This window comes from Paenibacillus tritici, assembly GCF_013204885.1.
Lineage (GTDB): Bacteria > Bacillota > Bacilli > Paenibacillales > Paenibacillaceae > Paenibacillus_AQ > Paenibacillus_AQ tritici.
Window position 1 is genome coordinate 60,463 of record NZ_JABMKX010000024.1, and the last position, 23,946, is coordinate 84,408.

Sequence of the window (23,946 nt, forward strand, 5' to 3'; positions counted from 1 at the left end):
ATAATTCCTGCAATCCATGCAACAATCCTCCCGCACACCCAGGCAACTAGGGATCGAAGCTGCAACAAATGCAACATTTATGGCCGCAGGCTTACTTGAGATCCTTCAGTCTGCCAGCATTATTCCATCCGTCGGGGAGTCTTTAGAAATCATTTTTCTTCCGCTAACTCCCCAGCAGTTGACCGGTATACTCAGACTTATTTGCGCCACTATACTGAACGCTACTGATCCTTCCAGCGCTGCACACTTAGTGTCACTGTCTGCGCTCCGCCTGCCGGTGTAAGCGTACGGTTGGCAATTTCCGCGCCGCTGGATGTAGTCTCTACCGTGCCCCAGCTTCCGCGCGTCAGCTTATACGTCACGGCGGTACCTGCCGGAAGATTCAAGGTGACAGAATAGACACCATCACTGCCACGAGTCAGCAGGTAAGCTGAGTCTGCCGCATTCCAACTGTTGAATGATCCCGTCAGATAGACCGGGGCATTCGACGGAGTGGACCCCGGAATGCTTACCCGGAAGGTCACGCTGTCTGCCTGAGGTTCACCCGTGGTTAAGCTCCCCCCTGCGAGACTGGAGCTGCCGGTACCAAAATGATAATTGTTGCCGCCATTGCTATCCCAGGTGCCGCTGCCGTTATTGAAAGCTGCGGTCAGACCTGTGGCGCTGCCCAGCGGAATGGTAATGGACTTGTAGCCGGTGAAGTCCGAAGCCTGCATCTGCACGCCCGGTGAAGTCGTCCAGACCGTTGCCCCATCCAGCTTGTAATGGATATAGGCGTTGCTGAACGCCGTATTCTTGTAATAGATTGTCGCAGTGTTGCCCGCCGGAGTGGCGGTTGGCACAGGGGTTGCCGTTGGCGCTACGCTCGGTGTAGCTGTTGGCGCTACCGTTGGAGCTACAGTCGGTGTTGCAGTCGGCGATGCAGTTGGTGTAGCTGTTGGAGTTGCAATAGGCGTTGCACTTGGTTTAACTGTTGGTGCCACCGTGGGCGTTGCGCTAGGCGCAACTGTCGGTGTTGTGCTCGGCATTACCGTTGGTGTTGCACTCGGCTTAGCCGTTGGCGTCGCCCCAGGCGTCACGGTCGGTGTCGCCGTTGGCGCAGCCGGAGCGCCCGGCAGGATTTTACCTGCCCCGCTATAGGTCCAGGTGCCGGTGCCGAACAGGTAATTGCTGCCGCCGTTGCTGTCCCAGGTCCCGCTGCCGTTATTGAAGCAGGCTTCGAGCTGGGTGGCTGCGCCGGTGTTAATGGTGATTTTGTTATAGCCTGCCACTTCCGATGCCGGAATCACTACGCCTGGTGCAGTCGTCCATGTCCCCCCAGCCGGGCGGTAATGGATGTAAGGAGTAGAATAACCCTGCTTATAGTAGATCGTAACATTATTGCCTGCCGGGGTGGTGGCAGCTGCTGCGGCACTGAAGCCGGAGAAGTTGCCGGACGCATCATAGGCTTTAACTCTGTATTCGTATGCAGTACTGGCTGACAAGCCGCTGTCTGTATATGAGGTAGAGGCAGTTGTTCCAATTTTGACACCATTGCGGTAGATCTCATAGCCTGTAACACGGATATTATCTGTAGCGGCATCCCATGCCAGCCCGATAGAGGAAGCATTAACCACCGTAGCCTGAAGATTGGCCGGGACAGCCGGAGCTTCGGTATCCGGGACAGCGGGCACATCGGTGATGAACGGATGCGTTCCTTCAATAGTGCCTTGCATACTTTCCGTATACTTGCCGTTCGCCAGCGTATATTTTCCGGCACCGACATAGACCTGCTGGATATCGTTTTTGGTGACGTTGCCTTTGGCATCCTTGGCTTCAATATAGTAGTCTAACAGCTGATCGCGGTAATCGGAGATGTAGGAGAAATACAGATTCCCGATATCCGTGGCCGGAACCTTCTGCATGATCGTCTTGCTGCTTGGCTGCCAGTCTACACCGTTAATATCCGCGCTCAGGTCACGGACATTCATCGGGTATTCCGTCCACGCACCGACTTTGACGGGATCAATGCCGGGTACACCGGCTGCAGCCAGACCTGCGGGATCATATACTTTGAAGGTATTATCCGCTGCATCTGCCGTCTTATCGCGGTGAGCCCGGACCTTAACCTTGATCTCACTGATCCCGCTCGTATCGAACGCATACGTATAAATGGCAAAAGCATTATTGTAATGCTGAAGAGTCCAGCCTTCTGCCTTGCTGACATTGGCACTGCCCGGATTGTACGGGTAGCGCTGCGGCCACCAGACGGAAGGGCCGGTTTTGTCTTTGGCCTGCTTCTGTGATACATAGGGCTTGGAGAAATAGAGCGATTGATTGAAGGACAACGCCGGCTTCACACTGTCATCCACATTCTCATCATAATAGCCGAATCCCGAGTCCATCGCAGGAAGCAGGAAATACCAGGCCAGCTCAGCGGGATTGGCACCTCCTGCGTAATCATTCGCGGCGTTCCCCTTCACAGGATAGGAGAGCATCCACGGATTCAACTGATTGCCCTCGTAGGTCACCTCCCGGTCCAGCGGATTCCCCGGCTTCCAATAATTCGGATGCTCATCCAGCCAGATCTGCTCAGCCGTCTTGGCATAATTCAGAGAAGCCTGGAGCAGGGCAAAGTTCCGCTCAAGATAATGATAGCCCTTCTCGAAGGAGACGGTCATACCTTCCTGGACACCCGCCAGATTCTTCTTCGGAGCGTACGTGGTCCCGTTCGCCTGATTAAAGGCCGCGAACTGGCCTTTCCAGATCCCAAACGGCAGATGCCAATGGTACCAGGTCGGATCGGAGGACGAATCCCGGGTATCGATCCAGGAGCCGTCCTGTACATGAACCACATCACTAGCTGCTGGTGTGTTGCTGCGCAGATACTCATCAATCCCCATTCCAGTCACACCGCTGCTTGCATAGGTGACATTCCCGGCATTACGCCAAGTCTCCTCGGAGCCGGCCCGGCCCGAAGAATTATCCCCGTCATGGGCCACGACAAAAATCTGCTTCTGCGCGACCAGATTCTCATACGGCTTAAGCACATCTGCTTTTACCTGGCCCAGGTATCCTTCCTCCCAGGACTGCGCCTGGGCGACTGGTACGCCGACCACCCTGGATTCAGCCCCGGTTGCCGGATCTACATAACGGACCCAATGGGCCGTGGAGGCAAAAGGATATTTGTTATAGACCACCTGCTGCTCATTGAACATCGGTTCACTTACCCAGTCCCCGAATGTACTGACATTCTGCAGATCACTGCGGTTAGGCGGTGAGACCATCGTATCTGTGCCTGGACTGTCCAGCAGCGGATAATCCTTAAGTGTGCGGGAGAAGTGGTTATTGCCGATCACGGACCACTGGATGCCGAGCTTGTTCAGCACCGGGATGATCCGCTCCGAGAACCCCAGCTCTGTCGGGAAAAACCCCTTCGATGACTTATAGCTGCTGCCAAGGAAATACGGCTGGGCCATTGATGCTCCATGATAGATCATATCCTTGAGCAAATAATCGTTGCCGACCAGCGGTCCCATCGAATGATGCCCGGAGAAATGAATCAGGTCGAGCATGTTGTCGCCGCCCGTGGTTTGGAGCTGATTCACGGCATTCTTCCACGGAGTTCCCCAGGCAGGATTATTGTATCCGCTTACATTACCTTGTTGAATAATACTGTTCACATTGTTCACTACAGACCCCGACATGGTAACATGCATTTGCGCCTGGGGATGATTACTGTTCAGCGCATTCGCTACACTCCAGGGCCAGGTTAAATACGCGCCGGTCTTGGCGTGATGCGAATAATAGGAGACCAGATCATCGTGGGGCATTGGAGATCCATTCGGCAGATAATAGGGATATCCCGAGGGCGGATTCTGCTTCAGCTGGATAACTTCTCCATCGTAGGTATAGCGGATCGGGCTGCCTACAGGTGTTGAATTGTAAGTGTTCAGGTCATAGTAGGCCCAGAAATTCGGCATATGATTATGGTAGACATGCGTAGCAGCAATATCTGCCGAGACAGGAGACAATACTGCCGGAATGCTCAGAAGCCCGCCCAGGAGCAGGGCTGTAATTTTGCGCAGGGAGGTAGATTTCTTGGTCATTAGTCAACTCCTTCTCATCAGGTTCATTCTTCTTCGTTAAAAAACGGGGGCGCCGGACATTCATCCTGCGCCCCCTCTAGCTGCTTACTGATCCTTCCAGCGCTGCACACTTAGTGTCACTGTCTGCGCTCCGCCTGCCGGCGTAAGCGTCCGGTTGGCAATTTCCGCGCCGCTGGATGTAGTCTCTACCGTGCCCCAGCTTCCGCGCGTCAGCTTATACGTCACGGCGGTGCCTGCCGGAAGATTCAAGGTGACAGAATAGACACCATCACTGCCACGAGTCAGCAGGTAAGCTGAGTCTGCCGCATTCCAGCTGTTGAACGATCCGGTCAGATAGACAGGTGCATTCGCCGGAGTGGACCCCGGAACGCTGACGCGGAAGGTCACGCTGTCTGCCTGAGGTTCGCCGGAGGTCAAGCTCCCCCCCACCAGGCTGGAGCTGCCGGTGCCAAAATGATAATTGTTGCCGCCATTGCTATCCCAGGTGCCGCTGCCGTTATTGAAAGCTGCGGTCAGACCTGTGGCGCTGCCCAGCGGAACGGTAATGGACTTGTAGCCGGTGAAGTCCGAGGCCTGCATCTGCACGCCTGGTGAAGTCGTCCAGACCGTTGCCCCATCCAGCTTGTAATGGATATAGGAATTACTGAACGCCGTATTCTTGTAATAGATGGTCGCAGTGTTGCCCGCCGGAGTGGCGGTTGGCACAGGTGTTGCCGTTGGCGCTACGGTTGGTGTTACTGTTGGTGTTGCGGTCGGTGTTGCGGTCGGCGCCACGGTTGGTGTCGCTGTTGGTGCTACGGTTGGTGTTGCAGTCGGCGATGCCGTTGGCGTTACCGGGCCACCTGCCTGGATATTGCCTGTAGGCGTGTAGGTCCAGGTGCCGGTACCGAACAGATAATTGCTGCCGCCATTGCTATCCCAGGTGCCGCTGCCGTTATTGAAGCAGGCTTCGAGCTGGGTGGCTGCGCCGATGTTAATAGTGATTTTGTTGTAGCCTGCTACCTCGGCGGCCGGAATGGCCACACCCGGAGATGTCGTCCAAGTCCCGCCCACCGGGCGGTAATGAATGTACGGATTGGTGTAACCCTGCTTGTAGTATATCGTTACACTGTTCCCGGCTGGTGTGAGAATCAGTGCGGCCGCGCTGAGTGCCGACAGATTGGCGGCAGCGTCATACGCTTTTACCGTATAAGAATAATTAGTGCTGCCGGATAATCCGCTATCGGTATACGATGTAGTCGCAGAGGTTCCGATCTTGACTCCATTGCGGTAAATCTCATACCCTGTAACTCCGACATTATCCGTGGAGGCCGACCAGGACACAAGTGCACTGGAGGCATTCTGGACCGTAGCCGTTACATTCTCCGGAACAGTCGGAGCCTTCGTATCAACGATGGACTGAGTCTTGGAGTAGATTTTGGCCGAATTGGCGCCCAGGGTAACTGTAATTTGCTTACCGGTGACACCGCCTGCCTGCACCGTTACAGTATCGGAGGGGTTCAACTGGTTAATCAGAACCGTACCTGCGGTAAGCGTGCTTTCGGCGCGCAGCGGCAGCGTTACCGTCTGTGATCCGCCGGATGCATTACTGAATGCGGAGATGACCTCCTGGCCCACGTTAGTGCCACTGTCAATCCGGCGCGAGAACGCGTACAGATTCTGGGCGGACCACATTTCACGCTGGGTGCCGGTGCGGAGCGCCGGATTGTTCTTGCGGATCTCATTCAGCTTGGCTACATGCTTGAAGGTACTTGCATTCTCATTGAAATAATTCTCCAGCACATTACCGCTTGCATCCCGCTTCACCATCGACCAGCGGTTCCACGTATCAGCGATGCCGCCCGTCATGATCTGTCCGTTGCCGTTGCCCTTGTTCTGCTCCGTTCCCTGGAACACTACCGGTGTTCCGCGCACGGTGAAAATAAAGGACAAGGCATTCTGCAGCTTCTCTACACTGCCCCCGGCTTCTGTCAGGAAGCGGTTGCGGTCATGATTGTCGATGAAGGTAACCATATGGTTGGCATTGCCTCCGTAGTAGGAGTCTTGAGCCAGGGTGCCTTTAATATTGGCGTCAAAAGACTGTCCGTACGCGAAGCTGTTCAGCACAGAGAAGAACAGCGGGAAGTCCAGCATTCCCCACTCCTTATTGGTACCGACCCAGCGGGAGACGAATTCGGCATTGCCGTCAAAGTTCTCCCCGAAGGTATTCACGCCCAGCAAGTTCTGAAGTTCGCCGATATCTGTCGGCTTGATCAGCTTGGCCGCATCGACACGGGCACCGTCTGCCCCCGTATAGTCGAACCAGCCTTTAATGGAGCTGAAGATGGCCTGCTTGGCGGCAGGAACATCGAAGTCGATATCATCCAGACCACCCAGATCATGATTCTCCAGATAATCCTGGGCCCACTGATCGTACCGTCCATCGGCAAGTGACCAGTTAATATCCCCGTTATGGTGATACCAGGCCGGATTATTGAACGGAGCAGCCGGCTGCAGGGACGGGATATCATAATAGGCCTGAGTGCCGAGCATGTAATCGCCGATGTGGTTGGGAACGACATCAATAATTACCTTGATCCCGAGTGCATGTGCAGAATCTACCAGCTCCTTCAGCTTCTCTTTGGTGCCGAAGTAAGGATTGGCCGCATTGGGATCTTTTACATTATAGCCGTGGTAGGCCGTGTTCTTACCTGTGCCGTTGTTCTCGCGGTTGGTCATCTGCGGCTCGGCTACCGGTGAGATCCAGATCGCAGTATAGCCCATATTATGAATATACGGGAGCTTGTCAATGACCCCCTGCCAGTCGCCGCCCTTCATGTAACGGAAATCCTCCTCAGAGTTCTCCCCGTAGCGGATGGCTGCTCCTGTGGCATTATTGGAAGTGTTTCCGTCATGGAAGCGGTCAACCATAATCTGATAGATAGTGTCATTCTCGGTTACTGTACCAATACTTGCTGCTTCAGCCTTGGCCGGGGGCAGGACGAACATGCTCATCGTGATCGACAGTACAATAGATGTGATTAGAACGGGAACTAGCCAACGTGTACGTTTACTTTTCATTCCTCATCTCCCTCTCATAAAAAACGGATGCAACACACTTTCAGCAAGGAATAAGCTGCCGTCAATAGCTCCAATCTTTGCATTGCAGGGAAACCGGTTTCCCCACTAAAAATTAACATGTCCCTGTATGCGCTGTCAAGACATATAATTTATAACTTCCACAAGCCGCATCCTATATGGGCTGCCGACTCTGCAATACATAGAACAATCATTATTCAGCACAGCTTTATACCTGTTTGTGCTTTTCAGGAAGCTGTTGCCTCCAGAAAATATAATGTTAGACTGATAAAAAGAAATGCTGCGTATAAGGGGACTGAGATTTATGATGAACCCATCCATTCTGAGGGACGGATTAAGAATCATCTCTTCATGTAAACAAGAAACAGGGGATATTTGGCAGGCTCACTTTGGTGCTGCCGCTATCGGCAGTTATTTTTTTGTTAGAACGAATAATCCGGCTCCAGAGCTTGCCCGACTTGTAGCTTTGCAGACCGAAGCGATGATCCAAAGGATTCTTGGGGAGAACGGCATACAGCATCGTGCCGCTTGTGACGAGCAAATTGCTGTAACTGCCATACTTGAGGCCCTTGATACAACGATTGATCAGTTACACTGGGTCGGTCATAATGTGATTTACAGCGCATCGTGTCTGCTGGCCATTCATGAACTTAAGGGCTGGGGAAGTGCGGAGGATCTTGCAGGAATAACCGATCTTATCCGCTCGTTTGAGCGGACAATTCCGGGGCGGTCATGGATTGGGTTCTCTGCTTCCGAAGTGAAGAGGATGGAGGTTACAGACGAGGACGGCTTTCCGGTTATATCGAATCCCGGTGAGCTTTCTTCGCTTGTCCTGGAAGAACTGGCTGATTTCCCTGTCATTTACCGGGCAGAAGCACATCATGATCTGATGGGTCATATGCTGACTTTCTCCCACGCGTTAAACATCCTGTATGACCTTGGCCATGTCTCCTTTTTCCAAAGAGGATTACCGCCTCTGATGAAATTGATTAAAGTTCTGCGCCACAGCCGTAACCTTGTACCTGGAGAACCCATCAAGCTGGTTTCACCTGTCGATCATTTGCCCCTGAAGCCGGCTGAGCGTGCGGACGTACTGCCGACCGACATTAAGTTTTGGGAAAAGGACTATAGCGGGCAGGATTGGGATTATGGTCACGTGTTTAAATTCACCCACAGCTTCTATGACCATTTACAACGTGTCGAGCATAAGAAAGAATCCTATATTGAACAATTCCGCTATACGCTAATTCAATAAGCATCTTATATTTAAAAACAGCGTCAGTCTATGGACTTTACTCGTCCATGACTGACGCTGTTTCTTGGTTTGTTTGAGGTCCTGTTACTTAAACACCGGCTCCCGGAACTGGGCCAGCTTGGCGGCGGAATCCTTCTCCACATCGGCATGCAGGCTGTTACCGTGGGCATCCATGGTCACAATTGCTGCGAACCCTTCCACCTGTAAATGCCACATCGCCTCGGGTATGCCGAATTCCATGAAGTCTACCGCATTAACCTTCTTGATACATTCTGCATAATACTGCGCCGCACCGCCAATAGCATTGAGATAGACGCCGCCGTGTTCGCCTAATGCCTTGAGGGTCTTGGGGCCCATACCGCCTTTGCCGATTACGGCACGGATACCGAACTTCTTAATAATATCCCCCTGATACGGCTCCTCGCGGATGCTGGTTGTCGGTCCGGCCGCCTTCACATGCCAGCCCTCGTCATCCTTCAGCATAACCGGACCGCAGTGATAGATGACGGCCCCGTTCAGATCCACCGGAGTGTCATGATCCATCAGATATTTGTGCAGCGCATCGCGGCCGGTATGCATCTCGCCGGAGAGGATCACCACATCACCGACACGCAGGCTGCGGATGTCCTCCTCGCTGATCGGTGTGCTCAGGCGGACTTCACGCGAGCCGCCTGAGCCGGTGGAAGCTGCCGCAGTCGGTTCGGAGGCCGCTCCATGTCCCGGAACAGCCGGTTCGGAAGCTGCTTCACCCGTACCGGATACAATGGCCGGTGCCGCAGGAATCGTCGCATCCTCTGGAACAATACCGGAGGCTGCCCGGTCTGCGGCAGCTATACCCACCGGTTCCGCTACAGGCTGCGGCGCCTGTTCTCCTTCCACCGATATTCCGGTGCCGCTCTCATAGAGCCATTCCTTAATGTCTCCGGTGGCCGGATGAACCAGAATCCCCTGGCGGCGGAAGGCCCAGCAATTGTAGGCCACCGAGACGAAGAAGCTGGCCGGGAGCCGGTTCATGACCCCGATTTTGCAGCCCAGCAGCGTAACCTCACCGCCGAAGCCCATCGTGCCGATCCCCAGCTTATTGGCATTCTCCATAATGTAATCTTCCAGCTTGCCCAGATCTGCGTTGGTGTTCACATCCTCTACCTTGCGGAACAGCTGCTTCTTAGCCAGCTCGTAGCCGGTGGTACGGTCGCCGCCAATGCCTACTCCAATGAAGCCCGCACTACAGCCCTGGCCCTGCGCCTGGTATACGGCATGCAGAATACATTTGCGGATACCGTCAAGATCGCGTCCGGCTTTGCCTAGTCCCTCAAGCTCTGCCGGGAGACTGTACTGAATATTCTTATTCTCGCAGCCGCCGCCCTTCAGGATCAGCCGGACATCTATGCCTTCTTCCTCCCACTGCTCAAAATGAATCACCGGAGTGCCTGCCCCCAGATTGTCCCCGCTGTTCTCGCCGGTAAGCGAATCTACGGAATTGGGCCGCAGCTTACCGTTCTTCGTAGCACGGATAATCGCACTATGAATATCCTTCTTCATCTCTATCTGATTCACGCCCACCGGCGTATGAATAATAAAAGTCGGCATCCCTGTATCCTGGCAGATCGGCGATACTTGATGCTCAGCCATGCCGATATTCTGGGCGATGGTGGTTAGTGCCAGCCCGGAGCGGGTTGCGCGGTCTTCCAGCGCCCGGCCTTTGGCAACCGCCCGGCGCACATCCCCCGGCAAATTCGTGGAGGTCTCTACGATCAGATTATAAATGCTCTCTTCAAAATGCTGCATCTTCATTCAGTCTCCTCTCCATCTGGTTCAAGCTGCCCTAACTCTGGTACAATTAGTTACTATAATATCATATTAGGACGCTCATGAAAGGGGTTACTTCAAAATTGAACTTCCATTTCTCAGCATATCTCTACCGGCTGCAATATATCCAGCGCTGGAGCCTTATGCGCAGCACCGCCCCGGAGAACGTAGCGCAGCATTCGTTCCAGGTCGCCCTTCTGGCGCACATGCTGTGCACCATCGGCAATGCCTGCTTCGGTCGTTCGCTGAACGCCGACCGCGCATCCGCGATGGCGCTGTTCCACGACGCCACCGAGGTCTTCACCGGCGACATCGCCACGCCGGTGAAGCACAACAACCCGCAGCTGCTGTCCAGCTTCCGCGAGATGGAGCAGGTGGCTGCCGACCGGCTGGCCGCCATGATCCCGCCGGAGCTGAGCGCAGTCTATGCACCGCTCCTGCAGCCGCAGACCAGCCCGCCCGGCTCCGAGGATGCCGGACTGCTCCGCTACGTCAAGGCGGCGGATGTGCTGGACGCTTACCTCAAATGCGTCTGGGAAGTCGCCGCAGGCAACCGCGAATTTGCCGCCGCCAAAGAGCAGACCGCAGACAGGCTGCATGCTCTGGCAATGCCGGAGATGGAGTATTTCCTTGCCCACATGGCACCGGGCTTCGAGATGTCCCTGGACGAGCTGTCTTCAAGCGTGAGCCGGGGACAGTCCGCCGGACAGCCCGATTCTGTAGAGTGAATGGAATACAGCATTTGCTTTGCGTGGGCTGATATCCTTACAGTGAACAATGCTGATGCCTTGTGCCCCTCTTACGCAAGCGGTACCTCATTTTCTTCATATGCCTGCTTTCTGGCTGTATCCCGTGTTAGCCATGAGGAGCACTGCTAATACTCTTCATTACTATTGTGTTCGGTTATTCTGTGAAAACACTTCTGGCACAACCTGCGATAAACGCACGGCCTACGTGGCACGTCCAGTCCATTTTGTTCGGTTTTTTGATTACATTCTGTCTACGCGGTGCACCCAGTCCAATTGTGTTCGGTTTTTCGATTACATTCGACCGTACGCCCTCGCGCCAGTACATTGTGTTCGGTTTTCCGATTACATTTGACCTTACGCCCTCGCGCCAGTCCAATTGTGTTCGGTTTTTCGATTACATTCGGCCTACGTGGCGCTCCCAGTCCAATTGTGTTCGGTTTTCCGCACACATCCGGCCCATGCACCTTCGCGCAGCACAATGTGTTTGGTTTTTTCGCACACATCCGGCCATCTATCTTCGCGTCAGCACAATGTGTTCCGTTTTTCGCTTACATTCGGCCATATGTCTTCACGATAGAAGGAGAAGTCGGCGCGAGAAGCCCTGTAATCTTTAGATTATGCAAATAACCCGCCTCACGGCGGGTTATTTGCGTCCGGTCAGTTTCGTCAGTCTGGTCAATCCAGTCCGTTACTCCAGACTACATCCATCCAATTCTTTTCGGCTAAGTCAAGCAAACCGGCTCGGACAGGATGTCCCAGTCCTTGAACACTGGCTCCAGCCCTTGCAAGCGCAGCATCCCGGCGATCTCCTCCACACTGCGGTTGTCCGAGATTTCGAACTGCGGGGTTCCGCCCTCCAAGGAATGTCCGCCCACCTCGGTGGATACTCCTGCCGACATCTTCGTGATGCCGAGATGGACCAAATGATCGCGCAGAGCCGCCGGCTCCCGGGTGGACAGTGAAATCCCGGAACGCGGCAGAAACAGACGGTACGCCAGGATAATCTGCACCAGTGCACGGTCAGTCACATCACTTGCGGGATTGAATTCCCCCAGGTACGGCCGGAACCTTGGAATGGAGAATCCGATTTCGCATTCCGGGTACTTATCCTGCAAGTACCTGGCGTGCAGCGCAGTGGCCAGAGCCTCCTGGCGCCATTCGTACATGCCGAGCAAGGCTCCGATATTGACCGAACGGAAGCCGGCAAGGCAGCCCCGCTCCGGCGCGTCCAGACGGTTGCGGTACACCCGCTTCGGACCCTTCACATGCAGCTCGCGGTAAGTCTCCTGGTGATAGACCTCCTGGTAGAGCGTCAGACCGTCTACGCCTGCCCCTCTCAGTTCAGCATATTCTTCCGTAGAGAGCGGGTTCACTTCAATGCTGACGGAAGAGAAATAACCGCGAAGCACCTCGGCGCAATCCCTTACGTAGCTGGCCGGGCTGTCCATGCGGGATTCCCCGGTGAGGATCAGAATATGGCGCAGGCCTGTGGCCGCGATCGTCTCCGCTTCGCGGGCAACCTCTTCCAGCGTGAGTTTTTTGCGCGGAAAATCATAAATGGAGCTGAAGCTGCAATAGGTACAATGATTCACACAGTAATCAGCGAGATACATCGGTGTAAATAATTGCATCACATGACCGAAATGTGCACGTGTCAATCTCTGCGCCTTCTGTGCCATCTCTTCCAGATAAGGCTCCGCTGCCGGTGACAGCAAAGCCATCAGCCCTTCTTCATCGACCCGCTCTGCACGAAGCGCGCGCTTCACATCCTCCGCCGTATAGCGGTTCCACAGCATCCCGTAAGGAAGCTGCTCCAGCCGGGTCATCGTTTCATAAAAGCTCATGCCCTTCTCCCCCTCCCCATTCCATCCATCAGGCCAGAAATCCGGTCAGCGGCGAAGAGGCCGCGGCGGTCTCCTCCACCGGCCCCAGTCCGGCCAGGTAGGCCTTGCGTCCGGCGGATACGGCCTCGCAGAAGGCCTCTGCCATCAGCAGAGGGTCCTTCGCGGTGGCAATGGCAGTGTTCAGCAGAACACCCGCTGCGCCCATCTCCATCGCCTCCGCTGCCTCTGATGGCCTGCCGATTCCGGCATCCACAATGACAGGCAGATCTGTTTCCGAGATCAGAATGCGGATCAGCTCCTTCGTCTGCAGTCCCCGGTTAGAGCCGATCGGCGCTCCCAGCGGCATAACGGCTGCGGCCCCGGCCGCCTTCAGCCGGAGCGCGGCAGACAGATCCGGGCTCATGTAAGGAAGAACCACGAAGCCCTCTGCGGCCAGAATCTCCGTAGCCCTGATCGTCTCGATATTATCGGGCAGCAAATATTTCTGATCATTGATCACCTCGATCTTCACCCAATTGCCCAGGCCTGCCGACCTTGCCAGGCGGGCAATCCGCACCGCTTCTTCTGCGGTACGCGCACCGGAGGTGTTAGGCAGCAGGGTCATATGGGAAGGAATATGGCTGACAATATTCTCCTTGCTCTGCGGGTCTACCCGGCGCAGGGCCACTGTAATAACCTGCGAGCCTGAACGCGCAATGACCTCGGGAATAAGGGTGTTTCGGCTGTATTTTCCGGTGCCTATGAACAGTCTGCTGGTTAAAGTCACTCCGCCAATCATCAAAGGGTCTTGCATCATACCGCCTCCTGGATAAGTTATCGCCTGTATCTAAACCGCCAATCTGCCTGCCTGCTTGCTCGTCCGCTTCTCCTCTGCCCGCTATCCCTAACCTCCGCCTACAAAATGAACCAGCTCCACCCGGTCCCCTTCGTTCAGCAGCGTATCCCCGTAAGCCTCTCTGCCGGCAAGCTCACCGTTCAGTTCGACAATCACCAGCTTACCGGCCCACTCCGGCCGGGCCAGCAGATCAGCCAGCGTCCGGCAGCTCTCTTCATACCGCTGCGCGGTCCCGTTCACGGTCAAATTCATGCCTGTTCACCTCCTCCACCCGGTGCTGGGACTGTATTCAGTGCTTCAGCCTGCGCCGCAGCCTGATGAACGGCTGCCCTGTAGGCCCGGGCCGCAGCCGCAGGGTCCGGGGCCCCGCAGATCCCGGACATGACAGCAATTCCTGCAGCTCCCTTAGCGAGAACAGCCCCGGCATTGCCCGGTGTAATTCCTCCAAGCGCAATCAGCGGAATACGGCTCCAGCGGACGGCCTCCGCCAGCTGCTCCAGGCCCCGTTCCTGCTGCCCGGGTTTGCAGGCAGTCGGGAACACATGCCCATACAGGCAGAAGTCCGCCCCCTGCCGCCCGGCTTCCGCCGCTTCCTCCCGCGAATGTACCGACCTGCCCAGGCGCAGGCCTGGTGCGATCCCGCGCACTCCGGCTGGCGGCAGGCTGTGCCAGGCTAACTGGGCTCCGGCAGCCCCTACGGCTAACGCGACATCGACCCGGTCATTAATGACCAGCTTCGCCGGTGGAATTCCGGCTTGGAGCAGCATCCCCGCTGCCGCCAGCAGCTCCAGGGCGGACAGGGATTTTTCCCGGAGATGGATATAATCCACCATAGGATGTACTGCCGCAGCCAGCTCGGCCAGCGCCTCAGGATGGAGCCGCCCGTCTGAGATGACATGAAGTTCGTGCAACGCCTTCGCCCCTCTCCTCCGCTCCATTCTCCATAAACACACAAACACAAAAAAGACCGCCCCCATAAGGAAGCAGTCTGGAATATAAGCAGGGATACCGGCTGGCCGGAACCCCCGCTGCATTATTCGTTTCTCCACTTCCCTACGCTGGTATAACCCAGATCAGGTTCAAAGGGTCCGAGCAGATCTGCCCGTCTCAGCCTTGCGGCTCCCCTAGTGATCGTTCTATGCTATTGTATGTTCATGCCTTTTGTATATTAGCATATTATTCCTGTGAAAGCTATCATCCGTTGACGACCTCGCCGCCGTTCACATGTATAACCTGTCCGCTCACGTAAGAAGAATCGTCAGAGGCCAGATACACATAAGCCGGTGCCAGCTCTTCGGGCTGTCCCGGGCGCTTCATCGGCTGGGTGGCGCCGAACTCACTGACCTTCTTCGCGTCAAACGTTGACGGAATTAGCGGTGTCCAGATCGGGCCCGGTGCAACGGCATTTACACGGATGCCTTGTTCCGCAAGATTCATCGACAGGGAACGGGTGAAGCTGAGAATCGCTCCCTTGGTGGACGAATAGTCCAGCAGCTGCGGGCTACCGCGATACGCCGTGATGGAGGTGGTGTTGATGATCGTGGAGCCTTTTTTGAGATGAGGCATCGCTGCCTTGGTCAGATAGAACATGGAGAATATATTCGTCCGGAACGTACGCTCCAGCTGCTCGGCTGTAATGTCCTCGATCTTGTCCTGCGGATGCTGCTCAGCGGCGTTATTGATCAGGATATCCAGCTTGCCGAGCCCCTCCACGGTTTTATTAATCAACTCCTGACAGAAGGCCTCCACCCCGATGTCGCCGGAGATTAGAATGCACTTTCTGCCCTCCTGCTCCACCTGGCGTTTGGTCTCTTCCGCATCCTCATGCTCGTTCAGATAAGAGATCACAACGTCTGCACCCTCTTTGGCAAAATGAACGGCAACTGCACGCCCGATCCCGCTGTCGCCTCCCGTAATGAGCGCAGCCTTACCCAGCAGCTTGCCTGCTGCCTTGTAAGCCGGTGTCTCAAACTCCGGAAGCGGATTCATCTCACTTTCAATTCCGGGCTGCTGATCCTGTACCTGCGGAGGCAGGGTTTTGGTAGGCTGATTACTTGTGTCTGGCATAATCCATTCTCCTTTCGCGGTTCACAATAATGTTGAACTCATTCTTGTTAGCATGGCTTAAGGTCTGGTGTTTATGCATCCTGGTAGTTTGCCTGAATTGCTTTACGTTATGTTACTTACCACACTCGGGAGCCAGCCAAACAACAAATCTTCATTCAATGCTTCCCATACTCTTACGTCATTCTCTCCTGAGAGCCGGATAGCCGAACGATAGTACGGTAAGTAAGGAACGTTGCCAAAAAGAACATTATCTATACCCGGTTGGGGTTCTATCTTAAGCTTGAAATAGATTCAGTTTGTATCAAGATCAAAGCTAAATTAGGAGGTAACACAAAATGAGCGCAAGACTCACTTTATCCCCGGCAACCTTAGACGATGTAGATTACATCGTTGATATCACTACCAGCCCCTCCCTCTGGCCCTTCGAGGAGATCATTCCAACCGATAAGGAAGCCGTCAAGAAGGAGGTAGCGGAGAAAATCAACAGTGACTGGCACAAGCAATACGTCATCAGGCTGAATGACCCCGAGAACACCCCCATAGGGGAACTGAGTATCCACTGGTATGTCCAAGAGCGCGACAGCTGGGAGCTGGGCTACTCCCTCTTTCCCGAATACCGGGGACAGGGATATTGTACAGAGGCTGCACAGATAGCCTTGAAGTTTGCTTTTGAAGAGTGGAAGGCTCATAGAGTGGTTGCCATGTGTAATGAATTCAATACGGCTTCATCCCGGGTGCTGGACAGGTTAGGCATGGTCCGCGAAGGCGTATTCCGGGAGGAATTATTCTGGCAGGACAAGTGGGTGAATCAATACTTCTACGCGATACTGGACCGGGAGTACCGGGTGATTTCCGGGAAATAGACGGGTGAACGAATGTCTAACAAATGGGAACAGCTCCCGATCACATTCCATACAACAAAAAGCCCCGGAAGCCGAAGCCTCCAGAGCTATTTAATAACTATCCCCGGATAATCTGACCGGGCAGCAGCTTAAATAATCGTGTTGTACACCATGAAAAAGATCATGACTACCAGCGAAAGCATGAGCAGCATACTCATGGTACGGATTTTGGACGTCTCGGCAGAGACATCGCGGTTCTCTCTCATCCCAGCCGCAGCGAGGCGCAAAGGCTTACTCATGATCCCTCCGAAGGCGAACATGGCCAGCAGCAGCACAGTAACGATGATCATCCAGGGCACTGAATATTCACCCTTAGTCATCATGTAGCCGCCGGTCAGCAACTGGATCACAAGCCCGTATTGGGCAAACCGGTTAAACCCGCCAATAGCACTCAGGGTACCTTCCTTGGCCGGAGCAGATAACTTGGCTGTCCCGCTCAGAATAAACGGCAGCACGAGATAAAAACCGAGCGCCAGTGTCCCGATCATATGCAGAAAAAAGAAAATGTGACCCATCGTAATCTCCTCCAATTCGAATGTTACAAGGTAACTACAGAAGTTACTGCACGGACAGAATCAGCGGATTTATCCAGTGCCGCCTTCTCTTCCGCCGTAAGCTCCAGTTCAAAGATTCTCTCGATGCCCTCCGCACCCAGCAGTGCAGGAATTCCCATGAACAAGTTATCGTAGCCGTATTCACCCTCAAGCAGAGCGATGACCGGAAGGATACGTTTCTTGTCCTTGAGAATGGCTTCCGTCATCTGAACCAGTGAGGCGGCAGGAGCATAATAAGCGCTGCCATTACCCAGCAGGCTGACAATTTCGCCGCCGCCGACACGGGCACGCTGCACAATCTCGGCGATTCGTTCTGCCGGAATCAGGGTGTCGATCGGAATGCCGCCTACGCTGGAATAACGCACTAACGGCACCATATCATCTCCATGGCCGCCAAGCACGAATCCGCGTACGTCTTCCACCGACACATTAAGCTCCTGGGCGATGAATGTACAGTAACGGGCCGTATCCAGCACACCGGATTGTCCAATGACGCGGTTCTTGGGAAAACCGAGCGCATGGTACGCCACATACGTCATAGCATCCACCGGATTGCTCAGAATGATCACAATGGACTCCGGAGCAACACGCTTCACATTCTCACAGACCGACTTCACGATACCCGCATTCGTGTTGACCAGATCATCACGGCTCATGCCGGGCTTCCGTGCAATTCCTGCCGTAATGATGACAATATCCGAGCCTGCTGCATCCTCATAGCTGGAGGTCCCGGTGATCTGAGCATCGAATTTCTGCACAGGCCCCGCTTCCAGCATATCCAGCGCCTTGCCTTTGGTCGGGTTCTCAAGCTGCGGAATATCGAGCAGCACCACATTGCCAAGCTCCTTCTGAGCGAGCATAAGCGCTGTAGTTGCACCCGTGAATCCGGCACCTACGACAGTGATTTTTGAGCGTTTGATGGCCATAGTACCCCTCCCTCCGAATATAATGCTGACCTTGAAGCGGCCTGACGCAAGTATAAGCTACACAGATGTGCAGCTTATACTTGTCGTGCTATCCGTCCTGGCCTAATTACAGATGGTTGATGATCTCGTCGGCAAAAGCAGAGCATTTAAGCTCTGTCGCGCCTTCCATCTGGCGGGCAAAGTCATAAGTAACCGTCTTATTGTTAATCGCCGTGCTCATTCCCTTGTAGATCAGGTCAGCAGCTTCCTGCCAGCCCAGATGCTCAAGCAGCATTACGCCAGAGAGGATCACGGAGCCCGGATTCACAACATCCTTGTCTGCATACTTCGGTGCTGTACCGTGAGTAGCTTCAAAAATAGCATGTCCCGTAATATAGTTGATGTTCGCTCCCGGAGCGATACCGATACCGCCGATCTGGGCAGCCAGCGCGTCGGAGAGATAGTCCCCGTTCAGGTTCAGCGTCGCAATGACATCGAAATCGGTCGGGCGTGTCAAGACCTGCTGCAGCGCGATGTCTGCGATAGCGTCTTTGACGATTACTTTGCCTGCTGCTTCAGCTTCCTTCTGGGCAGCGTTAGCCGCAGCCTCACCGTCGCGTTCTTTGATGACATCATACTGGTTCCAGGTGAAGACCTTGTCGCCGAACTCCTGTTCAGCCACTTCGTAGCCCCAGTTCTTGAATGCACCCTCGGTGAATTTCATGATATTGCCTTTGTGTACCAGTGTAACGCTCTTGCGTCCGTGCTTGATGGCATATTCTACTGCGGAGCGGACAAGGCGCTTCGAGCCTTCCTCGGATACAGGCTTGATGCCGATACCGGATGTCTCCGGGAAGCGGATCTTGTTAACGCCCATTTCCTTCTGCAGGAATTCGATAACCTTCTTCACTTCGGCGGAGCCTTCCTGATACTCAATACCGGCATAGATATCTTCTGTGTTCTCACGGAAAATAACCATATCGACCAGCTCAGGATGCTTCACCGGAGAAGGAACACCGTCGAAGTAACGCACGGGGCGCAGACATACATACAAGTCTAGCTCCTGGCGCAGCGCCACGTTCAGAGAACGGATACCTCCGCCAATTGGAGTGGTCAGCGGGCCTTTGATAGCCACGATATACTCGCGGATAGCTTCCAGCGTGTCGTTCGGCAGCCATTCACCATATGTATTGAAGGCTTTCTCGCCGGCAAAAACTTCGTACCACGCAATCTTTTTCTCACCGCCGTAGGCTCTCTCTACAGCTGCATCCAGCACCCGCTTGGAGGCTTTCCAAATGTCACGGCCTGTACCGTCACCCTCGATGAATGGAATGATCGGATGATCCGGAACCAGCAGCTTGCCATCTTCGATTGTAATTTGTTCGCCTTCTGTGGGCAGATCGTATTGTTCCAGTTTCAACATTTGTGGGAATTCCTCCTAAAAGTATGATGTACAAGCATTAATATAGTTCATTGTACTAAAGGGGTGGAGCAGCCCGCAAGGGCTGCCCTGTTATCGTTCGTCCACAGGGACATACTTCATGTCGGACATGCCTGTATATTCCGCACGCGGACGGATGATACGGTTGTCTTCATACTGCTCCAGAATATGGGCCGTCCAGCCCGATGTCCGGCTGATCGCAAAGATCGGGGTGAACAGCTCCCGTTCAATCCCCAGCTGTGTGTAGACCGAAGCTGAATAGAAGTCCACGTTCGGCTTCAGGCCCTTTTGGCTGGTAATCAGCTCTTCCACCTTGACCGACATATCATACAGACTGGTGTCATTCTTCATGGTTCCCAGCTCGCTGGACATCTTCATGAGATGCTTGGCGCGCGGATCGCCATTCTTGTATACCCGGTGACCGAAGCCCATAATCTTCTCACGGCGCTCCAGCTTGCCTTGAATATACGGTTCAACCGCATCCAGGCTGCCGATCTCCTCCAGCATCTTCATCACGGCTTCATTCGCCCCGCCATGCAGCGGTCCCTTAAGCGCGCCGATGGCCGAAGTAACGCCGGAATAGATGTCAGACAGGGTAGCAACCGTTACCCGTCCTGCAAAAGTCGAAGCATTCAGCTCATGATCGGCATGAAGCACCAGCGCCGTGTCCAGCGCCTTCACCGATACAGCATCCGGCTGTTCTCCCCACAGCATGTAGAGGAAGTTCTCGGCGATGGTTAAGCCTTCCTTGGGTGCCACCGGCTCCAGACCTTTGCGGATGCGGGCCAGTGCGGCGACTACGGTTGGAATCTGCGCCTGAAGCTTGAGCGCCTTGGTCTGGTTCGCTTCGCGGCTCATGTCGTCAGCAGCCTCATCATACAGGGCCAGACTGGATACGGCTGAGCGCAGGGCGGCCATGGTGTTGGCTTCTTTGGGATACAGCTTCATCTGAGTGAGCACCTGCTCCGGGATGGGAGCATATGAGCTGAGGTCACGCCGCAGAGCTTCAAGCTCCGGCACCGTCGGCAGACTGCCGAACCACAGCAAATAAGCGGTCTCCTCAAACGTGGCATTATCCGCAAGGTCGTCAATATCATAGCCGCGGTAAGTGAGCACTCCATCCACAATAGAGCTGATCGAGGAGGTCGTTGCAACAATGCCTTCAAGTCCTTTAGTAGCTGTCATAGTCTCTCTCCTTTGCCAACAAGGGTATATAGTGCCGCTTCAAAGCTCATGTAAACATTTACATTTTCAAATATTTCAACTCTCTGAAAAAACGCATCAGGACTGGCTGTGGAGATTGCAACTAAATTTCTGCTGTTTATCCTTTAATTATCATACCGGATTTTGACGGTTATGTGAACAACGTGGAAGCTATGAAGGGGATCAAATGATTTTATCGGAGAGATAGAAAAAAACGAACGCAATAACTGTTTCATGATTACGCTTCCAGGTTACAGACAAGGCCGCAATCTGCCTTTTGTGCCGCTTCTAGTCTTTTCATATTCCCTATGAATATACATAAGACGAGCAGTGATTCCCGGCAATCCGTCAGAGTGGGAGGGACCGAAGATCGACACACTTGTGCTTAAAAGAATGCTGCGCGGCCTATGGGTCGTGCTTGCTGCCGCAATGATCCTGCTGGCTGTATATGTATTGCTGCCGCTCCTGTATCCTCTGCTGCTCGCCTGGATGCTGGCTTATCTTATGCATCCCCTGGTGCTGATCTTGAAGGGAATGAAGCTTCCCGGCTGGCTGGCCGTCTCCCTCTCGCTGCTGTTCTATATGGGCGGCACGGTCCTTGTCCTGACTGCCCTGATCACGCGGCTCGTAAAAGAGCTGATCGGCCTGCTCCAGACCTTCGATCTGCATACCGACCAATGGCGGGAGCTGCTGCTGTCCTTAAGCCGCAATGCCAGCATTCAGAATATCATTAACCAAATCAACCAATTTTACCACGATAACCCGGGCTATCATGCCACCATTGACAGCAATATCAGCAGAACAACAGAAACCGTAGGCCAAGCCATGACGCAGATGATCACGGGATTCTTCAATTTCATTCTGAAGCTGATCTCCTCGCTGCCAAGCCTGGGCACCATTCTGATTGTGATCGTGCTGGCCGCCTTCTTCCTCAGCACCGGCTGGGAACGGCATAACGCCAGGCTGACTTCCCTGCTCCCTGCTCCGCTGCTGAGGCCGGTGTCGGAGATCTGGAAGAATCTGCGTAAGGCGCTGTTCGGATATCTCCGTGCCCAGGTGGTGCTGATCTCCGTAACTGCGGTGATTGTAATTATCGGGCTTTTGCTACTGGGAGTTCACTCCGCCTTCGCCATCGGTCTGACCATCGGCATCGTTGATCTCATTCCTTATCTGGGGGTCGGTATCGTGATCCTGCCTTGGGCACTATATTCCTATATGACAGGGAACATGGCTCTGGCGATCGGCCTGCTGGTGCTGTACGGCATCATTCTGATCACCCGCCAGGTGCTGGAGCCCAAGGTGCTCGCCAGCAGTATCGGAGTCGATCCGCTCGCCATGCTGATCGGCATGTTCGCCGGGCTCCAGCTCTTCGGCATGCTCGGCCTGATTCTCGGCCCGGTGCTGCTCGTTATTCTGGATGCGTTCGCCCGCGCCGGTGTGTTCCGCGCCCTGCGCAGCTATATTCTTAGCGGCAGGCTGCATTAGGGCGGGGTGCGTGCTTCAAAGAGAGGGCGCGTACATCGGAGTAACGCGTGGCTCGCGGGATTGCGCGGTGCGGTTGCAATGGGGTTTGCACGGCTAAGATCGGGATTGGCGTGGGGCGGCTACAGTGGGGTTTATGCGGCTACAGTTGGGAATGGTGCGGCTACACTGGAGTTGGCACGCTTTTTAAAACTAATTTACTTCTGTAACAGTATTGCGGGGGCTATCCATCCCATCAACACACCTATGGATGCGATTTGTTGCCGCCGCTTCCCCTCCCGGCCACTTCCGGCTGAATCAGAGGGATTTATCCCTTTCATTTCCTCATGTCGCCCACTTTCGGCTGAATCAGAGGGATTTATCCCTTTCGTTTTCTAATATAGCCCACTTTCGGCTGCACCAGAGGGATTTATCCCTTTCATTTCCTCATATAGCTCACTTTCGGCTGGATCAGAGGGATTTATCCCTTTCATTTTCTCATGCCGCCCACTTTCGGCCAATCCAGGTGCACTTCTGCTCCTCCTTCCCGCCTGCCGCCCACTTCCGGCCCATCCAGGTGCACTTCTGCTCCTCATTTCAGCCTGCCGCACACTTTCGTCCCATCAAGGTGTACTTCTGCTCCTCTTTCCCGCCTGCCGCACACTTCCAGCCGATTAAGGTGCACTTCTGCTCCTCACCGTCACTTATCCGCGCGATCTCCGGTCCAAGCACAGAAAGCGCCCAGCCGCACAACTGCAGCCGAACGCTTTCACACACTTCTCTTTCCTATGTTTCTTACAGCGCTCCCCTGCTCTACCTGCGGTAGAAGGTGAACGTCCCGTTTTTCATTTTCTTCTCGATCCATTTCAGCAGAAAAACCCGGTACAGCGGCCGGGTCAGCGGAAACACCAGGGTAAAGCCGATCAGATCCGTAACGAATCCCGGCAGAATCAGCAGAAGGCCGCCAAAAAAGATACATAAGCCGTCCAGCATCGTCCGTCCCGGCACCCGTCCCTCCTGCATATGTGTTTTGCTGTCCTGCAGCACTTTTTTGCCCTCGAACCGCATCATTAGCAAACCGATCACCGAAGTGGCCAGCATGATCAGCAGTGTCTTGGGCGCTCCAAGAAGACTTGAGACATAGATGAAACCGAATAATTCCACGGCCGGGACTGCAAAAAGTGCGGCCCACAGCCATTTGTTCCTGATCATACTGCTCCTCCTTCTTCTTCCATTAACGCTATTCTTCCTGTAACGCAGCCAGGATAGCAACGAACAGCTCAGGCTGTGCCCGGTCGATCCGCACAGGCTTCCATTCCCCGTTCAGCCAGACATGGCTCGTCGATCCGCTGACCAGAAGCTCGCCGGGGAGAGTGCCGCTGTCCGCCGGATGCGCCTTAACGGTCCCGGACTCTTCGCCTTCACTGCCTGCCGCCACACGGCGGATTTCATATTCATAGACAACCCTCAGAGCCGAGAAGGTCGTTAACCGCGCATACACGGTGATAAGATCATCATATCGCGCCGGGCTTTTAAATTGCAAATCTGCAGAGGTTACAGGCAACAATAGCCCCAGGCTCTCCAGCCTCCGGTAGTCGAAGCCCAGCTCGCGGAACATCTCCGTCCGGCCGCACTCAAACCAGATCAAATAATTGGCATGATAGACCACGCCCATCTGATCTGTCTCCTGATAACGCACACGCAGGGAGGTACTGTGCCAGCGGCTGGTCCACCCCGGTTGATGTGGATTCATAT

19 protein-coding genes and 1 riboswitch are annotated in these 23,946 nt (G+C 54.4%); of the genes, 4 read left to right on the forward strand and 15 right to left on the reverse strand.

The annotated features are described in order from the left end of the window. Window positions 1-221: 221 nt before the first annotated feature. The gene (locus HQN87_RS32910; RefSeq protein ID WP_173140352.1) at window positions 222-4,088 is read right to left on the reverse strand and encodes a carbohydrate binding domain-containing protein; all 3,867 of its coding nucleotides are present in this window, start codon (window positions 4,086-4,088) and stop codon (window positions 222-224) included. An 84-nt stretch (window positions 4,089-4,172) separates the two neighbouring features. Then, entirely contained in the window at window positions 4,173-7,148 is a 2,976-nt protein-coding gene (locus tag HQN87_RS28955) for an alpha-amylase family glycosyl hydrolase (protein WP_173140354.1), read from the reverse strand. Between the two features lie 322 nt (window positions 7,149-7,470). Between HQN87_RS28955 and HQN87_RS28960 the strand changes: the two genes are divergently transcribed. After that, the gene (locus tag HQN87_RS28960) at window positions 7,471-8,421 is read left to right on the forward strand and encodes a hypothetical protein (RefSeq protein ID WP_173140356.1); all 951 of its coding nucleotides are present in this window, start codon (window positions 7,471-7,473) and stop codon (window positions 8,419-8,421) included. 84 nt (window positions 8,422-8,505) lie between these two features. Here the strand turns inward: HQN87_RS28960 and HQN87_RS28965 are convergent, their stop codons facing one another. Beyond that, window positions 8,506-10,209, reverse strand: a complete 1,704-nt coding sequence (locus HQN87_RS28965; protein ID WP_173140409.1) for a fumarate hydratase — start codon at window positions 10,207-10,209, stop codon at window positions 8,506-8,508. A gap of 104 nt (window positions 10,210-10,313) precedes the next feature. On the opposite strand from HQN87_RS28965, the gene yfbR reads away from it, so the two are divergent. Beyond that, window positions 10,314-10,958 carry a 5'-deoxynucleotidase gene (yfbR, locus tag HQN87_RS28970; protein WP_173140411.1) on the forward strand — a complete coding sequence of 215 codons (645 nt, stop codon included), beginning with the start codon at window positions 10,314-10,316 and terminating at the stop codon, window positions 10,956-10,958. A 743-nt stretch (window positions 10,959-11,701) separates the two neighbouring features. On the opposite strand, the gene thiH is transcribed toward yfbR, so the two are convergent. The 5 genes from thiH to HQN87_RS28995 all read right to left on the reverse strand — a co-directional run bounded on the left by thiH (window position 11,702) and on the right by HQN87_RS28995 (window position 15,725). Further along, a complete protein-coding gene (gene thiH / locus HQN87_RS28975; RefSeq protein WP_173140359.1) occupies window positions 11,702-12,823 on the reverse strand; it encodes a 2-iminoacetate synthase ThiH in 1,122 nt (373 codons plus the stop codon). 28 nt (window positions 12,824-12,851) lie between these two features. Beyond that, window positions 12,852-13,616 (reverse strand): thiazole synthase, encoded by a 765-nt coding sequence (locus HQN87_RS28980; RefSeq protein ID WP_173140361.1) that lies wholly within the window; start codon window positions 13,614-13,616, stop codon window positions 12,852-12,854. A gap of 90 nt (window positions 13,617-13,706) precedes the next feature. Further along, the gene (thiS, locus tag HQN87_RS28985; RefSeq protein ID WP_173140363.1) at window positions 13,707-13,910 is read right to left on the reverse strand and encodes a sulfur carrier protein ThiS; all 204 of its coding nucleotides are present in this window, start codon (window positions 13,908-13,910) and stop codon (window positions 13,707-13,709) included. Then, window positions 13,907-14,569 carry a thiamine phosphate synthase gene (locus HQN87_RS28990; protein WP_254075723.1) on the reverse strand — a complete coding sequence of 221 codons (663 nt, stop codon included), beginning with the start codon at window positions 14,567-14,569 and terminating at the stop codon, window positions 13,907-13,909. The genes thiS and HQN87_RS28990 overlap by 4 nt, the downstream gene beginning before the upstream one ends. A 122-nt stretch (window positions 14,570-14,691) precedes the next feature. Beyond that, a riboswitch (TPP riboswitch) is annotated at window positions 14,692-14,794 on the reverse strand. Between the two features lie 58 nt (window positions 14,795-14,852). Then, window positions 14,853-15,725: an SDR family oxidoreductase gene (locus HQN87_RS28995; RefSeq protein ID WP_173140367.1), complete on the reverse strand. Its 873-nt coding sequence runs from the start codon at window positions 15,723-15,725 to the stop codon at window positions 14,853-14,855. Between the two features lie 335 nt (window positions 15,726-16,060). On the opposite strand from HQN87_RS28995, the gene HQN87_RS29000 reads away from it, so the two are divergent. Then, window positions 16,061-16,588 carry a GNAT family N-acetyltransferase gene (locus HQN87_RS29000; RefSeq protein WP_173140369.1) on the forward strand — a complete coding sequence of 176 codons (528 nt, stop codon included), beginning with the start codon at window positions 16,061-16,063 and terminating at the stop codon, window positions 16,586-16,588. Between the two features lie 128 nt (window positions 16,589-16,716). Here HQN87_RS29000 and HQN87_RS29005 read toward each other — a convergent pair whose 3' ends face one another. From HQN87_RS29005 to citZ, 4 genes are all read right to left on the reverse strand, one after another. Then, the gene (locus HQN87_RS29005; RefSeq protein WP_173140371.1) at window positions 16,717-17,142 is read right to left on the reverse strand and encodes a hypothetical protein; all 426 of its coding nucleotides are present in this window, start codon (window positions 17,140-17,142) and stop codon (window positions 16,717-16,719) included. Between the two features lie 23 nt (window positions 17,143-17,165). Further along, window positions 17,166-18,107, reverse strand: coding sequence for a malate dehydrogenase (gene mdh / locus HQN87_RS29010; protein WP_173140373.1), 942 nt, complete (start codon window positions 18,105-18,107; stop codon window positions 17,166-17,168). A gap of 106 nt (window positions 18,108-18,213) precedes the next feature. Beyond that, entirely contained in the window at window positions 18,214-19,509 is a 1,296-nt protein-coding gene (gene icd / locus HQN87_RS29015; protein WP_173140375.1) for an NADP-dependent isocitrate dehydrogenase, read from the reverse strand. Window positions 19,510-19,599: 90 nt separating this feature from the next. Beyond that, the gene (gene citZ / locus HQN87_RS29020) at window positions 19,600-20,712 is read right to left on the reverse strand and encodes a citrate synthase (RefSeq protein ID WP_173140377.1); all 1,113 of its coding nucleotides are present in this window, start codon (window positions 20,710-20,712) and stop codon (window positions 19,600-19,602) included. A gap of 387 nt (window positions 20,713-21,099) precedes the next feature. Here citZ and ytvI point away from each other — a divergent pair, with 387 nt between their 5' ends. Then, entirely contained in the window at window positions 21,100-22,215 is a 1,116-nt protein-coding gene (gene ytvI / locus HQN87_RS29025; protein ID WP_173140412.1) for a sporulation integral membrane protein YtvI, read from the forward strand. Between the two features lie 573 nt (window positions 22,216-22,788). Here the strand turns inward: ytvI and HQN87_RS29030 are convergent. Genes HQN87_RS29030 through HQN87_RS29040 form a run of 3 tightly spaced genes read right to left on the reverse strand, consistent with a single transcriptional unit; the run spans window position 22,789 to window position 23,944 of the window. Further along, window positions 22,789-22,968 (reverse strand): hypothetical protein, encoded by a 180-nt coding sequence (locus HQN87_RS29030; RefSeq protein WP_173140379.1) that lies wholly within the window; start codon window positions 22,966-22,968, stop codon window positions 22,789-22,791. 36 nt (window positions 22,969-23,004) lie between these two features. After that, window positions 23,005-23,403: an FxsA family protein gene (locus HQN87_RS29035; protein WP_173140381.1), complete on the reverse strand. Its 399-nt coding sequence runs from the start codon at window positions 23,401-23,403 to the stop codon at window positions 23,005-23,007. A 28-nt stretch (window positions 23,404-23,431) separates the two neighbouring features. Further along, window positions 23,432-23,944 carry an acyl-CoA thioesterase gene (locus tag HQN87_RS29040; RefSeq protein ID WP_173140383.1) on the reverse strand — a complete coding sequence of 171 codons (513 nt, stop codon included), beginning with the start codon at window positions 23,942-23,944 and terminating at the stop codon, window positions 23,432-23,434. Between the last annotated feature and the right edge of the window lie 2 nt (window positions 23,945-23,946).

Coding starts and splice junctions, on each gene's coding strand:
- mdh (WP_173140373.1), bottom strand. CDS start 18,107: ATGGCCATCAAACGCTCAAAAATCACTGTCGTAGGTGCCGGATTCACG.
- HQN87_RS29000 (WP_173140369.1), top strand. CDS start 16,061: ATGAGCGCAAGACTCACTTTATCCCCGGCAACCTTAGACGATGTAGAT.
- icd (WP_173140375.1), bottom strand. CDS start 19,509: ATGTTGAAACTGGAACAATACGATCTGCCCACAGAAGGCGAACAAATT.
- thiS (WP_173140363.1), bottom strand. CDS start 13,910: ATGAATTTGACCGTGAACGGGACCGCGCAGCGGTATGAAGAGAGCTGC.
- HQN87_RS28980 (WP_173140361.1), bottom strand. CDS start 13,616: ATGCAAGACCCTTTGATGATTGGCGGAGTGACTTTAACCAGCAGACTG.
- HQN87_RS32910 (WP_173140352.1), bottom strand. CDS start 4,088: ATGACCAAGAAATCTACCTCCCTGCGCAAAATTACAGCCCTGCTCCTG.
- citZ (WP_173140377.1), bottom strand. CDS start 20,712: ATGACAGCTACTAAAGGACTTGAAGGCATTGTTGCAACGACCTCCTCG.
- HQN87_RS28960 (WP_173140356.1), top strand. CDS start 7,471: ATGATGAACCCATCCATTCTGAGGGACGGATTAAGAATCATCTCTTCA.
- HQN87_RS29005 (WP_173140371.1), bottom strand. CDS start 17,142: ATGGGTCACATTTTCTTTTTTCTGCATATGATCGGGACACTGGCGCTC.
- thiH (WP_173140359.1), bottom strand. CDS start 12,823: ATGAGCTTTTATGAAACGATGACCCGGCTGGAGCAGCTTCCTTACGGG.
- HQN87_RS29035 (WP_173140381.1), bottom strand. CDS start 23,403: ATGATCAGGAACAAATGGCTGTGGGCCGCACTTTTTGCAGTCCCGGCC.
- HQN87_RS28995 (WP_173140367.1), bottom strand. CDS start 15,725: ATGCCAGACACAAGTAATCAGCCTACCAAAACCCTGCCTCCGCAGGTA.
- HQN87_RS29040 (WP_173140383.1), bottom strand. CDS start 23,944: ATGAATCCACATCAACCGGGGTGGACCAGCCGCTGGCACAGTACCTCC.
- HQN87_RS28965 (WP_173140409.1), bottom strand. CDS start 10,209: ATGCAGCATTTTGAAGAGAGCATTTATAATCTGATCGTAGAGACCTCC.
- HQN87_RS28955 (WP_173140354.1), bottom strand. CDS start 7,148: ATGAAAAGTAAACGTACACGTTGGCTAGTTCCCGTTCTAATCACATCT.